This window comes from Algoriphagus sp. PAP.12 (assembly GCF_026652115.1).
Classification (GTDB): Bacteria; Bacteroidota; Bacteroidia; order Cytophagales; family Cyclobacteriaceae; genus Algoriphagus.
In genome coordinates this window covers 759,718-775,257 of sequence record NZ_JAPPSQ010000001.1, presented here as the reverse complement: position 1 = coordinate 775,257, position 15,540 = coordinate 759,718, and the positions used below count along the sequence as shown (strand labels likewise).

The window sequence follows — 15,540 nt, the reverse complement described above, 5'->3', positions numbered from 1 at the left end:
CTCATTTTCCGAACTCCTTTTCAAGAACTTTTGATAAATCTTCTTGCGAATAAGGCTTCCTTAAAATGGATTGAGCTTTACCTGCTTTCATTGTCTCCAAAACGGTCGAATTAGAGCTTCCTGTAGAAAAAACTACTTTTAGATCTGGAAAACGGTTTTGGATCAAGTTAAATAATGTGCACCCATCTACTAATGGAAGGTGGATATCTAAAATCAGGAGATCATAGTTTGTGTCATACAGTTTTTGAATAGCCAGAACACCATTTGAAGCTGACTCACAATGTAGCCCAAACTTGGTTAATTTCTTGGTCGCTACTAATCTATTGAGATGGTCGTCATCGACAATTAGCGCTCTTTTTTCATAAGTTTGAATCCCATTGGATTTGCATTCGTTTGATTTTTCTACCAAACTTGAACCCAATACGGGCTTATGGAAAAGCAATTCAAAATAGAAACTACTCCCTATTCCAAGCTCCGAAGATATCATCAATTCACTTTGGAGCGAACCAAGGATACCCTTGCAGATATTCAGTCCTAAACCAAAACCATTCTTTTCTACACTTGAATATTGAAGCTTCTTAAAAATCCTATTTAAATCTTCTTCCTTGATGCCTTCCCCGGAATCAGATACCACAAACTTCAAAATAACTTCATCAAACTCCTCTCTAACCAACATCACTTCCAGAACCACTTCTCCCTTTGCAGTATGTTCTATAGCATTGGATACTAAATTGATTAAGACTTGTATCATGGCGGCCGGGTAGCCAATTAATCTGCAGGGGATTTGTGAATCAACTTGAAGTCTAATTACTTTCGATTCCGATTTGTTTAAATATTTAAACTGCTTGATAATTGATTCCAGTTCAGTCTCGAGCGCGAACTCTGACCTTTCCCACTTCATACTTTCATTCTTTCTGTTAAGCAAATAATTGGTAACCAAGCCTTTCAAATGTTGTACAGAAGTACTCAAAGTAGGAATCAACTCTGATAATTCATCCTTATCACTTGAATTCATCAAGTCAGATATTCCATGAATTATATTTACAGAATTTTTGATTTCATGGCTGAATTCATCCACATACTCTAAGGAACGTTTACTTTTTGAAAGAGTATCCAAAGAATCCAGTCTATCCTTACTATTCCCTTCAAAAAAAGTCACTAGCAAAGAAGAGTCACTTTCAATTGTAAATTCGAGTGGATGGATCTCCATATTTAAATTTCCCAAATGAAATCCCAACTCAATAGTTTGCGGGTTTTTAATCAATCCTTGTTTTAAAGCAGATTTAATAATATCCTCTGATTCCAATAAATCCTTGAATAATTTTTCTACATACTCCTCCTCTTGATAAATTCCAGCAATATTCTTTATTGGAATTATTTTATCAAGCTTAAAATCAGAGTCTAAAAAAAACAGATAGTTGGTTAACCTCTTCATAATACCAAGGGTGTACAACTATTAGATTAGAAAATCTGATAAAAGTCACTTCTTATCTAATATTTTTTTGAAAAAATTCCTGAGCTACAGGATTTTAGGCATAAAAAAAGCTCCAATAAATTGGAGCTTTTAAAGATAAATATCAACTAAGTTAGAATGAGAAAGCCACTCTAAATGTCATTTTTGTACCTGGAGCAAGTCTTGTAAAGATTTGATCTTGAGCTTGGTATGAACTAAATACTAATTCTTTTTTGTCATTCAAGATGTTTTGAACTCCAAATCCTGCCTGAATTCTTTCGTCAGCACCGAATGATTTATTTACATTCAAGTTTAAGCTATGGAAAGGTACAGTATACGTATCAGTTCTGTTACCGAAACCTACATAGTTCAAAGTTGGTCCTTGAACGTTGTAGAATAAACCAGCTTCCCAACCAGTATTATAATCCTGATAACCGAATCCAGTATTGATAATGTAAGGAGCCTGACCAGCCATGTCTCTGGTATCCTTGATTTCTTGTCCTTCACGAGCAGTCAAAGTTCTTGATCTGTATTCAGATTCAGACATTTTGATTTGAGACTGAGTGATCGTCACGTTAGTATTCCAGTTGAAGTTCTCCAATGATGGAGCGATGAATTTCAAAGATTTTCTGAATTCAAACTCCAAACCAGCAACCGAACCATTACCTACGTTTCTTGGCTGGAAAGCACCTGGATCAGAAAGGAACTGAACCATTTCGATAGGCTTATCAAAAGTCTTGTAGAATGCACTAACAGAGAACATTTGACCTCTATCCTGGAACGCTTCCCATCTTACATCAAAGTTGTTGATTCGAGTAGAAACCAAGTTACCGTCCCAAAGAACCTCAGAACCACCATTGGTAGTTTCTGGATACAAACCGCCGATGAAAGTTCTACCAGTAATAGGGTCCAAAATCTCTGCGTAAGAAAGTTCCTTGAAAGATGGTCTCGCAATAGTTCTAGAAGCAGAAACTCTCAAGTTTTGGTTTTCTTTCAAGTTGTAAATGAAGTTAACAGTTGGGAAGAAATCGATATCGTCCAACATGGTAACCAAATCAAAGTTGATTGTACCCGTCTGGTTGGTACCAGTGTAATACTGATTGAATTTTTCAACTCTCAAACCAACGATAGCTTTCAATTTGTCAGAAGGCTTTGCTTCCAAAGATGCATATCCACCTACGTTAGTAGCGATAGACTGATACTCATTCGGGTTGATTGGAATAAAGTCAGCATTGTATCTAACTCCATTTCTATTGTCAGCTGAGAACAAGTTCTCTTCTAGCATGATCTCATTTGGATCTCCAGTGAATTCAGAATCACCGGTAGCGAACTGGAAGCTTTGGATGTTGAAATCTCTGTATTTGAATACGTAGTTAGTACCTACTTTCAATTTAGATTCTCTTTGGAATAAAGAAAGTTGCTTTGCTACATCCACTTTACCAGCCACACTGTATTCTTCTAGACTTCTCCAGATTCTTGCTGGCAAACCAACCTCTGTAGAAACAGTGTTGTTAGGAACTCTGAATCTTGTAAATCTTACATCTGGATCATCGATTGTAGATCTTGTAGGAGCCAATTTCCAGTTTACTTCCCAGTCTCTTGCGTTGAAGTAATGAGTACCACCCAACAATACGCTGGTCAATGCTCTTTGGCTATATTCAAGGTTGTACTGCTTCGCTTCGAAGTTTGCTCCCAAGTTGGTGTTCACGAAATCAAACTCACCTGCTTTGGATTCACCATTTTGCAAGTGCATGATGTTCAATTTATATTTTGAATTGTCTGTCTTCAAAGCGATTCCAGCCAATCCACCTAGCAACACATTGTTTACACCGTAGTCACCCTTTTGTTTCTCTAAAGCTTCCAATTCGATATCAGAAGATTCTCTAGGCTTAGCGTACAAGTTGAATTCTGCATCTTGGTAGAATTCAGTCTCGTTTTTATAGGTCAAGGCGAAATTATATCCCCAAGTTGCTTTAGTTCTTGCGATTTGATTTCCCAAAGAGAAACTCAATCCCATATCCATCAAACTGTTGGTTCTATACCCTCCCAAGTTTTTGTTGAAGCTTCTTAGGATTTCTTGGTATTCAAGACCTCTTGGACCATTTGGGTTACCTACTGCATCACCATATTGAGGAATATCAGTTCTTCCATCTGTAGGGATAGCTCTTGTTCCATCATCAAAACCTAACCAATCTGTCTTTCCACCATCATATTTCAAATAGTTGGAGTTGAAGTGCATAGATGGATTCAATCCACCACTAAGGCTCAGACGCATTGTCTTTTCTTCTGGAAAATCTTTGGTCTCAATATCAACCACACCCCCTGTAAAGTCTGCAGGAAGATCAGCAGTAAATGACTTAGAAACGATGATGTTATCAATTACGTTTGTTGGGAAGATATCCATTTGGATAGAGTTTCTATCTGGATCCAATCCAGGGATATCTACACCGTTCAATACAGTTTTGGTGTATCTGTCACCCAAACCGCGAACATAGATGTATTTACCACCTTCGATAGATACACCGGTTACTCTTTTTACTGCAGCAGCAGCGTCACCATCACCAATTTGACGGAAAGTACTTGCAGAAATACCATCCATTAGGTTGGCGGCATTTCTTTTCACTGACATCAAAGCTGATTCAGTGGTTCTAATTGCAGATGCAGAAACTGTCACAGTTTCCAAATCTGAGGCTTCATCAGCCATTAGAATGTCGTTGATAACTTTTACTTCTCCAGAAGTCACTTCTACTTCGGTCAATTCAACTGTCGCATAAGAGATGTAAGAAATTTGGAGAGTATAAGTTCCTGGATCTACTTGAATCTCGAATTTCCCATCGAAATCAGTTACTGCTCCAGTAGCAGTTTCTTTTACAAGGACAGAGACACCGAATAATGGCTCTCCAGTCGATTCCTCGAAGATGGCACCACGAATAGTACCTTTTTGCGCAAATGCAAAACCTGCGATGATTTGAGAGATCACCACAATCAATAAGATAAGCGTTCCTTTAGTGAACAACTTGGTAGATTTATTTTTCATACAGCAATTGATATTGAAATCTTATGGGTAAAAGGGAGGAAGCTACCTTGCAAGTACTCCCCCCCTTTCAATTTTTATGATTAGAAATCAGCTAGTTGACCTGCAGCATCAGCCCAAGTCCAACCAGTGAATGCTGATTTAGTAGCACCTACAGTGTTAGCACCAGCAGCTACTGAACTTGCATAAGCGTCAGTTCCTGCTTTGAATACAGTAGATAGTTCAACACCATCAGCTAGAGTAATTTCAAGGCTTGCGAAGTTCAATACTCCGTCAGCGAAGTTTGCTACAGAAGCATCACCGCTTAGAGAAAGATCACCTCTTCCGTCAGTATCTGCAGGGTTAGCAAATCCGAAGAAGTAAATGCTTTCAAATGTACCTCTTGCACCATCTCTGAAGTCACCAAGCTCGGCAACATCATTTCCTTTGATAGATCCATTTTTCAAAGTATGACCAGCGTTGTAAGATCCTTCTGGACCGTCAATTTCTAAAGTGTGGTCAGTTTCGCTACCAGCGATTACGATGAAGTTATTCAAAGTACCAGCCCAAGCTTGGTCAGTATCCATTCCATCATCACCTGGATTCCATACTAGAGCGTTTGTAACGTTTACAGTTCCACCGAACCATTCGATACCATCATCTTGGTTACCGATTACTTCAACGTTTTCGATCACTGTTCCAGAACCTACTGCACCAAGTGTCAATCCGTTGATTTCGTTACCTTCACCGATGTTAGCACCACCGTGACGGATAGAAATATATTTCAAAACACCAGAGTTGTCAGCATCATTGTCGCCACCGTAAAGACCATTTGTATCTGATGGTGGAATACCTTCGATTTGGATTTCTGTTACATCACCAGCAAAAGATCCTTTTGCATTTCCTAGGATGATCAAACCTCCCCAAAGACCAGAAAGATTTGGTTCTAGATTTGGAGAAACGATTTCACCTGGAGTGATCTCATCAGCTACAGTTGTGAAAATGATTGGAGAAGTAGCAGTACCTTCAGCCATAATCTTTGCTCCTCTTGCTATGATCAAAGCAGTAGCGTTGGAACCTGTACCAACTTCACCTTTTACCACTACACCTGGCTCGATGGTTAGAGTGTTTCCAGAAGTCACAGAAATTCTTCCTCCTAGCACATAAGTGTTACCAGTTTCCCAAGTAGTATTAGAAGTGATGTTTGAAGTAATCAACACTTCACTGTCTGGTTCTGGATCTGGATCTACAACAGGCTTATCATTGCCTTCGATACAGCTTGTGAACCCGATTAGAGTTGCTGCGAAAATCAACAACAGGGAGTTAAACTTTTTCATTTGTATTAATTGAATTGTGGTTTTGTCTCTTTCGATGATGCAAAACTGGTTCAATTAATCAGGCCAAGAGAATTTTTTGAATTATGGTTTTTTTAAAAATGAAAACAGAATTTAATATTGGATTAACAGATTTGACAAAAAAAAAGGCTTTCCTGTCAGAAAGCCCAGATAGCCGCATTTCAATGTTACTTCAATGTTACCGACTTGTTTATCGGTACTTTTTCCAATAGTATTTTCACAAGGTCTCTTGTGTTGATATTGTCTGCTTCGGCCTCATAGTTTAGGATTATTCGGTGATTCAAGACATCCTCTGCGATCTCCTTAATATCCTCTGGAAGTACATAATCTCTACCGTCCATGTAGGCTACTGCCTTTGAAGCTAGGTTCAAATTGATACTTGCTCGAGGGGATACTCCAAACTGGATATACTTTGATTCATTCTTTAATCCATATTGCTCAGGGAATCTGGTAGCGAATACCAATTCAATAATATATTGCTCCAATGGTTCGGCGATATTCACCGCATTAATACCGTTTCGAATATCAAAAATATCCTCCTTAGAGAGTACTGCATTGACTTCTGATACAAAAGACATGTTGGCCATACGTCTCATTACTTCCATTTCATCAGACTTGCTTGGGTAGTCAATATGGACTTTCATCATAAAACGATCGACCTGAGCTTCCGGAAGCGGATAAGTACCTTCTTGATCTACTGGGTTCTGAGTAGCCAAAACCAAAAATGGGCGATCCAACTGATAAGTAGTCTCACCGATAGTCACTTGCTTTTCTTGCATCGCTTCCAAAAGTGCTGATTGTACTTTTGCAGGAGAACGGTTTACTTCATCTGCCAAGATTAAATTGGAGAAAATCGGTCCTTTCTTCACCTCAAAATTCGCCGTCTGCTGATTGTAAATCATGGTACCGATCAAATCAGCTGGTAACAAATCCGGAGTAAACTGAATTCTGTTGAAATCCAAATGAAGTACTTTGGCAAGTGTATTTACAGTTAAGGTCTTTGCCAATCCTGGTACACCTTCCAATAGAATATGGCCATTAGTAAATAAACCGATCAATAATCTATTGACCATTTTATCTTGTCCAACTACTACTTTACCTACTTCCTGTATTACTGCTGCGATTTTTTCCTGATGCATGGAATTAAATTGGTTTAATTCAAAGGGACACTAAAATAGAACATTTTAAACCCAACACAATCTTAATTCTTAGAAGCGGTATTGCATTGGGTCAAACGGATTTTTAGGATTTTTTAAGAATAAATAAATCATACCCTTAAGACCCGGTATTCGAAAAGAATTAAAAAGGAGTGGTGATTAGATTTAATGAATCCAAAAATTACTTCCTATTGGTTTTTCCGAATCCTGTCAGACCTAATGCTCTATAAACTTCTTGTTGTTCCAATTCTCTGACCTCTCCTACTTGAAACCCTTCAATTGTAATTTTCTCCATAGACCATCTCACTAATCGCAATGTTGGAAAACCAACTGCAGCTGTCATCTTTCTTACTTGACGGTTTTTCCCTTCTATTAATGTCAATGAAATCCAGGTATCAGGTACATTTTTCCGGTATCGGATAGGTGGATCTCTGTCCGGCAATTCTGGGACACTTTCAGGAATCTTGGCAATGGCAGGCTTTGTTTGGTACATCTTGCCCTCCACATTGATGATAACTCCATTTCCAAGATTTTTCAACGCTTCTTGATCAGGCTCTCCTTCGACTTGTGCCAAATAAGTCCTTTGATGTCCGAATCTTGGATTTAATAAATGGTGATTGAGTTGCTTATCGTCGGTAATTAGCAACAATCCCTCGCTGTCCTTATCCAGCCGACCTACAGGATAGACAGTTTTGGGGAAATGAAAAAGAGAGGCCAATGTTTGCCCCTCTCCACTAAATTGACTTAAAACCCCGTAGGGCTTGTAAATGATAAAGTAACGTGCCAAATCGTCTAATTAACTACCGCAACCTACGCAATCAATACTTGAATCCATTGGCTTCACGCCTTTCAACTTCATCTCCAAGTTGTGAATTTGATCGCGCACCTCCATGTCAGCAAACATGTCACCAGTCAATTGACCTTTCAATTCAGCAATCTGTGCTTCTAGTTCTTTCAGTTGTACTTCGCTCATAAAAGTAATGGGTTAAGGATGTGTGATTGGATGAAAATAACAAGAAGGGACGGGAAGTTCCCAATGCTCTTCAATTTTTTTTGACAAAAATGGTTCCAATTGAAAATCAGGGACAATAAAAATTTCAATAACCTAGATTTTCTTCTTTTTCCGAATAATTCCTAATATCAAAGTATGAATGATTTGATTCAGCTCAGGCACAAACTTCATCAAAACCCAGAAATCGCAGGAGAGGAAAGAGAAACCTCACAAAAAATTCTGGAATTCATCAAACCCTTAAGTCCTGACATCATTTTGGAAGGTCTGGGGGGAGAAGGGTTGGCTTTTGTTTTTAAAGGTAAAAAGCCAGGAAATCGACTTTTATTCCGTTGTGAATTGGATGCCTTGCCTATTGAGGAGTATGGGATGCCTTCTTATAGGAGTAAAAGTCCAGAAAAAGCTCACCTCTGTGGGCATGATGGACATATGGCAATTATTTGTGGTTTAGCTCAAAAATTAGCTGTAAAAAGGCCCGTTTCGGGAGAAGTAGTTCTCCTGTTTCAGCCTGCAGAAGAAACAGGTGAAGGCGCCAAAAGAGTGTTAGGAGACCCTAGGTTTGAATCAATCAGACCTGATTTTGCTTTTGCCTTGCATAATCTTCCAGGTTTTCCTAAACATCAAATCATCACCAGAAAAGGAACTTTTGCCGCAGGGAGTACCGGAGTGACTTATCTCTTTGAAGGAAAAACCTCCCATGCAGCCCATCCTGCTGATAGTATCAATCCGGCAACTGCTATCTCAAAAATGATCCTGGATATTCCTGAACTAGTCAAAGGCCTTGAAAGCTTTGCTTTGGCTACTGTAATTCAGGTTTCCCTGGGTAGTTTAGCCTTTGGAACGAGTGCAGGAAGTGGTAGTCTTAGCTTGACACTTCGGGCCTTTGATCAGAATGTTTTGGAGCAATTGATTGATCAAATGGAGGAAAAGGCAAAATCTTTGGCAGAAGAAGCAAGGTTAGGTATCTCAATTGAATACCAAGAAAGCTTTGCAGTTTCAACCAATCATACAAAAGCTTCCGAAATCGCAGAATTAGCATTCGGAAGTTTAGGCATGAGAGTCTATGAAAATCCTGAACCATTTCGATGGTCTGAAGATTTTGGTTTATTCAGCCAATCTTGCCCTTCTTACTTATTTGGGATAGGAGCTGGAGAAAATTGTCCTCAACTTCATGAACCTACCTATGATTTTCCAGATGAATTGATTGAAACCGGGGTTCAGGTTTTTGAAAAAATAATACAAATAAAAACCCTCCAAGGGCTCTGAGGTCCTTGGAGGGTCTTAAAAATGAATTTTTGCGAGGTGCATTGACGAAGCAGTTTTTTAGAGATTGCTTCATAGGCTTTTGGCCCTCTCGAAAAGACGTTTAAAAATCAGAGTATTCAGCAGGATAAAGCAATCGAGTATCATTTCTAGACACTGTATTTTTATATTCCGCTAGATCTCTCATGGCCACCCAGGCAGGATCTAATCCAAACTGCTTCCAATGTTCATTTCTGATATCCATATTTTCATGGGTTGTCATGTACATCAAATTCGGCATACGTGGCCCCGCGATGGTCTCTGCATAAAAAACAGGACTGCAATTCAAATTTTCAAAAATGTCCATTTCACCTGAGTTGAACATCTTTACTTTTTGTCTATAAAGTCTTTCTGTAGGACCTTCATAACTTCTCAATTCATAAACTCGGTCCTTCTTGGCATTGGTCAATTTAGACTCAGCAAAATGAGGATGCTCACTCATCCCACGCATTACTGCAGTTTCGATTCTATCAAAAGGAGGATGGTCAAAAGCTGCATTGATATAGGCATCTCCATCTGATAAATAGGTTTTGTCTTTCAATAGCTTGTCTTCAAAACCCTCCCAGTCTCCTATAGATTTGAAAGGTAAAAAAACATAAACTTTGGTGCCCGCATCTTCCTGACTACCGATGGGCTTGAAAACCCCTACTTTTTCGACGCCATTCCGATGGGCTGCAGGGATAAATGCTTTTTCCAAATAGCTATCCAAGATAGCTTCCTGTTCTGGCGAAGAAATATGATAAGTTTTCAGTTCATAGATATCCCGCTTTTGAGCAAAAACAGAAATACTTAGAAGCAGGCAAATCGTAAATAAACCAATAGGTAAGGTTTTAATCAGTTTCATAAGATTGGTATTAGGTTAAGATTGGGTATTTCTGCCTAATCTAATGGATTCTTATTTATTAAGTATCCTGATCTATAGAATCCTAAGGAGATTTTAAGGTTTCAAAAACGAAAAAAACCGACTTTCGTCGGCTTTTAAATCAATTCTTAGAAAAGATTATTTCTTTTTGTTTTGAGCTTTTTTCATTGGGTTGCTACCAGAGGAAGCTCCTCTAGCTCCCATGTTGCTCTTATACAATTCAAAACGAGTAGGTTGATATTGTCTAGGGTAATAATTATTCGCCTCATCAATATCTGCAGTCTCTCTCAATGGATCCAAAACAAAGCTAACCACCTCTTTCTTCTTAGGGAAAATCTTGGTCACTTGTGTTTCATTATGCCTCCAGATTTCAGCTGGGATTCTTTCGATCTCAGAAGTACCATCTGCATACTGGAACTCAATAATCAAAGGCATGACCAAACCACCTACATTTTCAAAGGTGATTTCGTAGAAATTCATATTGGAATTCAACAAGGCTTTTTCCTTGTCTGATAGGCTTGCCATGTATTTCTTGTATTCTTCCTCATCCTCAGGAGTCACTGTAAATGGATTGTAAGAAGTATAAAAATCGCGTGTTGCTGGATCAGTCTCTAATACGGTAACTTGATCTGCGTTGAATTTGCGGCTGATATAATCTTCTTCTAAATCATGCTCCGCTTTCGCAGCAGCCTTTTTATCCGCAGGGGTTCTGTTATCCAACTTGAACCATTTCACATCCTGGATAGCGATATCAACAGGCTCAACGCCATAGAACCATCCTCTCCAGAACCAATCCAAATCAACTGCAGAAGCATCTTCCAAAGTTCTGAACAAATCATCTGGAGTTGGGTGCTTAAACATCCATCTTCTTGCGTACTCTTTGAAAGCAAAATCGAACAATTCACGTCCCATCACTGTCTCACGAAGGATATTCAAGGCAGTGGCTGGTTTCGCGTAGGCATTTGGCCCAAACTGAATAATGTTTTCAGAATTGGTCATGATAGGCTCCAAGGTACTGATGTCGCTCTTCATGTAAGGAACAATCTTATGAGCTGGACCACGACGAGAAGGATAATTTTTGTCCCACTCTTGCTCTGCCATAAACTGCATGAAAGTATTCAAGCCTTCATCCATCCAAGTCCACTGTCTTTCGTCAGAGTTCACAATCATTGGGAAGAAGTTGTGACCCACCTCGTGAATGATCACGGAAATCATTCCGTTTTTGATTGCTTCAGAATAGGTACCATCCTTGTCAGGACGACCATAGTTGAAACAGATCATTGGGTATTCCATTCCATTGCTAGCCTCTACAGAGATTGCAGTTGGATAAGGGTAATCAAATGTATGTCCAGAGTAAGACTTAATGGTATGAGCTACTACTCTAGTGGAATATTGGCCCCAAAGGGGATTGGCTTCTTTGCCATAATAAGACATCGCCATGACGTCTTTACCAGCCTGCTTCACTGCCATCGCATCCCAGATGAATTTTCTTGATGATGTCCAAGCAAAGTCTCTTACGTTTTCAGCTTTGTAAACCCAAGTTTTCTTGTCTTTCGACTTTCCTTTTTCCAACTTCTCAGCTTCATCCTGAGTACGGATTACAACTGGATTGTCATAGGTTTGCTTTGCTTGATTCCAACGATCCATTTCAGTCGAAGAAAGAACCTCTTCTGGGTTTTGCAATACACCAGTAGCTCCTACCATATGATCAGCAGGTACTGTGATGTGAACTTCATAGTTTCCGAAGGTCAAAGCAAACTCTCCTCTACCCAAAAACTGCTTGTTTTGCCATCCTTCGAAATCTGAATAAACAGCCATTCTTGGGAACCACTCTGCCATGGTATACAAGTAGTTTCCATCTTCAGGGAAAAACTCATATCCAGGTCTACCAGCTATGTATCCTACACGGTTGGTGATGTTGAAAGACCAATCTACAGAGAAAGAAAAAGTCTCACCAGCTTTTAGAGGCTGAGGCAAATCAATTCTCATCATGGTGTTGTTCACTGCTACTGGAAGCGCATTCCCTTGAGCATCTTTTACATTCAAAACTTTATATCCGAACTCCTCATTTTCCCAAAGAATACCTTCCAAAGATCTCAAGCTCATTTTAGAATCCACAGAACTCTGAGCCACTTTTGGAGACATAGATTCTGCTCCTCTTTGGTTTTCCTCCAGCTGAACCCATAGGTAAGTCAATTGGTCAGGAGAATTGTTGATATAGGTGACAGTTTCCTTTCCTTTGATGGATTGGTTGTCATCATTTAGCTCAACTTCAATTTTATAGTTTGCTTGCTGCTGCCAGTACATATGTCCCGGAGCACCAGAAGCGGTTCGATAGACGTTTGGAGTGCGAAGCATCGTTCCAAGTTGCTCGAATCGCTCAGCATGGTTTTGCTCAGAGCGCTTGGCTTGCCCAAAAGATTGGGTGGACACCAAAGCCAAAAGCAAAAAGGCTAATCCTGTCTTTTTCATAGGGTGATTTATTTTACCAAAATTTCGTTTCTAACATTAACATCAGGGAAACTCCCAGTACCATGGAAGCAACCACCAAAGTCCATTCTTTTCTATTGACTCCAGCAATTCCAACCAAAACTGAAGTGATTAAGAGATAAGCCGCTACTATTACAAGCTGACCTGCTTCCAATCCCAAATTGAAAGCTAATAAAGGTTTCCAAATGATCGCTTCTTTTCCCAATAATTCTCTCAAATAATTAGAAAAACCTAAGCCATGGATCAAGCCAAAGAAGAGAGCCAAAATATAATTCAATTGGATATTTCGACCGGATGAAGGTTTAGGCTTTAGAATAGTCACCAATGCTGTAATCGCAATCGTAACTGGAATCAAAAACTCAATAATATCCGATCGTATTTCTATTACTTTGAAAGTGGCTAATGCCAAAGTCAAAGAATGACCAATCGTGAATGCAGTGATGAGGATAACTATTTTTCTCCAATCCCGTGGGATATACACAGCACAAAGCGCTAGTACAAAAAGGATATGGTCGTAGCCTTGAATATCTAAGATATGCTGGAGGCCAAGTTTAAAATAAAGTTCAAAAGGGTTCATATACTGAGAAAATACTTCTATTGAAGTAAATTAGCGGCAATAATACTGGTTTATTCCCACAAAAGACAAGCAATCCCCACCAAATGCAACAGTTTTACATCTCCTTGATTTCCTTGGGATGGATGGTTTTATATCACCCCTTTTTCATATCCCTGACAGAAATCAGACAGAATCCTGATACTCATAGATTAGAGATTGCTCAAAAGATATTTTGGGATGATTTGGAGGAAGGGCTTCGTGAATTTCACAATCAAAAAATTGATTTCCTCAATCCGGATGATCCAGAAAAACTCAACAAACAAGTCAGAGCATATATCCTAAGCCATTTCAAAGTTGAATTAGATGGAAAACCTACTTCACTTTCACTGTTAGGATTTGAAGTCGAGGATGACGCTGCCTGGTTTTATATAGAATCAGAGCCAGTCGAATGGAAAAGTAAAATAAAGGTTCGAAACAGCATCTTGGTAGATCAGTTTGCAACTCAGCAAAACATCATCCATATCTACAAAAACAGTAAAAGTCCCCGAAGCTTATTATTGGGAAAAGGAAAGGAAACAGATTCTCTAGAATTTTAACCCGAAATATGCAATAGCAATTCTATTTCATTCATTAATTGCTTCAAAATCAATCATTTCATTACTGTTTTCATCCCGACATCTTTCGGGATCACCATAGCGGTGCTATGCCTGAGTTTCCAAACAGCCTGATTTTCTTGCAATTAGTACCTTCATGACGAAACCTATTGCATAATCCGGGTTTATAAACATAAAAAAGTCCGACTCAATTGAGCCGGACTTTCTATTTATTGAATAATTCTAAACCTTAAGATGGGTTTTGAACCATGTTATCATTAGCATTCAATTCATCGATTGGAATTTGCCAAGTCCAAGCATTTGTTCCAGCTGGCTCGGTGAATTTACCGTTGATTACAGACTCTACGTGGTTAGCGCCAGTTCTGTCCAAAGGCAAGTTCAAACGCTTCAGATCATAGAATCTGAAACCTTCACCCCACAATTCGATTCTTCTCTGAATCATGATCTCATCGATCAAAGCATCTCCTGTATTTCCAGAAGGAGTATACTCAGGATCTCTAGCAGCCATAAACTCATTCAAAAGAGCAGTAGCACCAGCATCATTTCCAGATCTAGCCAAAGACTCAGCTTCCAAAAGAATCATTTCTGAAGCTCTCATGTAAGGTACATCACCCACTGAAGATGCATTTCCCTGTGCGATGAATTTACGGTTCATGTAATTGATTTTCGCAAATGAAGAAAGGGTCATTTCGTCAATGTACGGATCTCTCAATTCAGGATCAGAAGCATTCGGATCCCAAAGTCCTTTTCTGTAATCAGAATCAGAGATCATTCCATAAAGCGTGCTATTGATAGCTTTAGGGTTGTTTCTGATGTTTGTAGAAGAGAAGTTCAAAGACATATAAGCAAAGAAAGAAGCAAAGTATGTCTGCTGATCATCTACCTGATGAGAACCCCAAATCCACTCTGCGTTGTCATAGTTGTTGAAGCCATCATACAGATCAGATTCAGACATCAATTCATATCCGCTTCTTGCTGCATTTGCATAAGTAGCAGCTTCAGCAAATTTGCCTTGAGTAGCCAATACCCTTGCTTTGATACCATTCACAACATTGATGTTTAAATGAGATTTGAAATTTCTGCTCTCATCCAACAATGCCATTGCAGCATCAAGATCAGTATTGATTTGAGTATAAACCTCCTCAACAGAATTTCTTGCACCACCTTCAGTAATCGGCTCGGTAACGATAGGAACACCCAATTGAGTATTACCACCTGCAAAGTCATATCTGTTGGCAAACAATTGAACCAAGTTGAAATGTGCCCAAGCTCTGTAAGCCAAAGCTTGACCTTTGATCTCATCTTTTTCAGATTGTGGACCTTCTGCAGCATCAATATTAGCAATGATCATATTCGCATTACCAATTACTTTATAGTAGAATCTCCAAACAAAGCGAACATCACCACTTGTTTGAACTACGTGATTTTGCCATCTAGAGATAGAAACATACCATCCATTACCTGTGGTAGTCATGACCACATCATCGGCAAGGACCTCTCTCATAATCGCTACAGCACCTTCACCAGCTTGGCCCTGGCTATCGTAACGAAGCAAAAGAGATCTGTGAATCCCATTCAATGCCGTCATCGCATTTTTGGTCGTAGTAAATACAGATTCTGAAGAAACTGCATCCGTAGGAACTGTTTCCAAATAATCTTCAGCACAGCCAAATGTTACAAGGGCAAGTGCTAGAGCAGCTATTGGTTTAAATATTTTCTTCATGTTAGT

General features: G+C 39.2%; 12 protein-coding genes. 2 read left to right on the top strand and 10 right to left on the bottom strand.

Annotated elements, in window-relative coordinates; all coding sequences use genetic code 11:
• Position 1: 1 nt before the first annotated feature.
• The 6 genes from O0V13_RS03270 to O0V13_RS03245 form a co-directional block, all read right to left on the bottom strand.
• A complete protein-coding gene (locus O0V13_RS03270) occupies positions 2-1,435 on the bottom strand; it encodes an ATP-binding response regulator (protein ID WP_268033553.1) in 1,434 nt (477 codons plus the stop codon).
• Positions 1,436-1,586: 151 nt separating this feature from the next.
• A complete protein-coding gene (locus tag O0V13_RS03265) occupies positions 1,587-4,490 on the bottom strand; it encodes a TonB-dependent receptor (protein WP_268033552.1) in 2,904 nt (967 codons plus the stop codon).
• An 80-nt stretch (positions 4,491-4,570) separates the two neighbouring features.
• Complete coding sequence (locus tag O0V13_RS03260; RefSeq protein ID WP_268033551.1) at positions 4,571-5,803, bottom strand: hypothetical protein; 1,233 nt, start codon at positions 5,801-5,803, stop codon at positions 4,571-4,573.
• A gap of 185 nt (positions 5,804-5,988) precedes the next feature.
• Positions 5,989-6,960 carry an AAA family ATPase gene (locus O0V13_RS03255; protein ID WP_268033550.1) on the bottom strand — a complete coding sequence of 324 codons (972 nt, stop codon included), beginning with the start codon at positions 6,958-6,960 and terminating at the stop codon, positions 5,989-5,991.
• A 199-nt stretch (positions 6,961-7,159) separates the two neighbouring features.
• Positions 7,160-7,765, bottom strand: a complete 606-nt coding sequence (locus O0V13_RS03250) for a pseudouridine synthase (RefSeq protein ID WP_268033549.1) — start codon at positions 7,763-7,765, stop codon at positions 7,160-7,162.
• 9 nt (positions 7,766-7,774) lie between these two features.
• Positions 7,775-7,951, bottom strand: a complete 177-nt coding sequence (locus tag O0V13_RS03245; protein ID WP_166669819.1) for a hypothetical protein — start codon at positions 7,949-7,951, stop codon at positions 7,775-7,777.
• Positions 7,952-8,125: 174 nt separating this feature from the next.
• Between O0V13_RS03245 and O0V13_RS03240 the strand changes: the two genes are divergently transcribed.
• Positions 8,126-9,253, top strand: coding sequence for an amidohydrolase (locus O0V13_RS03240; RefSeq protein WP_268033548.1), 1,128 nt, complete (start codon positions 8,126-8,128; stop codon positions 9,251-9,253).
• 100 nt (positions 9,254-9,353) lie between these two features.
• On the opposite strand, the gene O0V13_RS03235 is transcribed toward O0V13_RS03240, so the two are convergent.
• From O0V13_RS03235 to O0V13_RS03225, 3 genes are all read right to left on the bottom strand, one after another.
• Complete coding sequence (locus O0V13_RS03235; RefSeq protein ID WP_268033547.1) at positions 9,354-10,133, bottom strand: NIPSNAP family protein; 780 nt, start codon at positions 10,131-10,133, stop codon at positions 9,354-9,356.
• 156 nt (positions 10,134-10,289) lie between these two features.
• On the bottom strand, positions 10,290-12,623 hold the full coding sequence (locus tag O0V13_RS03230; protein ID WP_268033546.1) for a M1 family metallopeptidase: 2,334 nt from the start codon (positions 12,621-12,623) through the stop codon (positions 10,290-10,292).
• A 13-nt stretch (positions 12,624-12,636) separates the two neighbouring features.
• Complete coding sequence (locus O0V13_RS03225; RefSeq protein ID WP_073571652.1) at positions 12,637-13,218, bottom strand: HupE/UreJ family protein; 582 nt, start codon at positions 13,216-13,218, stop codon at positions 12,637-12,639.
• A gap of 83 nt (positions 13,219-13,301) precedes the next feature.
• Here O0V13_RS03225 and O0V13_RS03220 point away from each other — a divergent pair, with 83 nt between their 5' ends.
• The gene (locus tag O0V13_RS03220; protein WP_268033545.1) at positions 13,302-13,793 is read left to right on the top strand and encodes a DUF6702 family protein; all 492 of its coding nucleotides are present in this window, start codon (positions 13,302-13,304) and stop codon (positions 13,791-13,793) included.
• A 247-nt stretch (positions 13,794-14,040) separates the two neighbouring features.
• On the opposite strand, the gene O0V13_RS03215 is transcribed toward O0V13_RS03220, so the two are convergent.
• On the bottom strand, positions 14,041-15,534 hold the full coding sequence (locus O0V13_RS03215) for a RagB/SusD family nutrient uptake outer membrane protein (protein WP_268033544.1): 1,494 nt from the start codon (positions 15,532-15,534) through the stop codon (positions 14,041-14,043).
• Between the last annotated feature and the right edge of the window lie 6 nt (positions 15,535-15,540).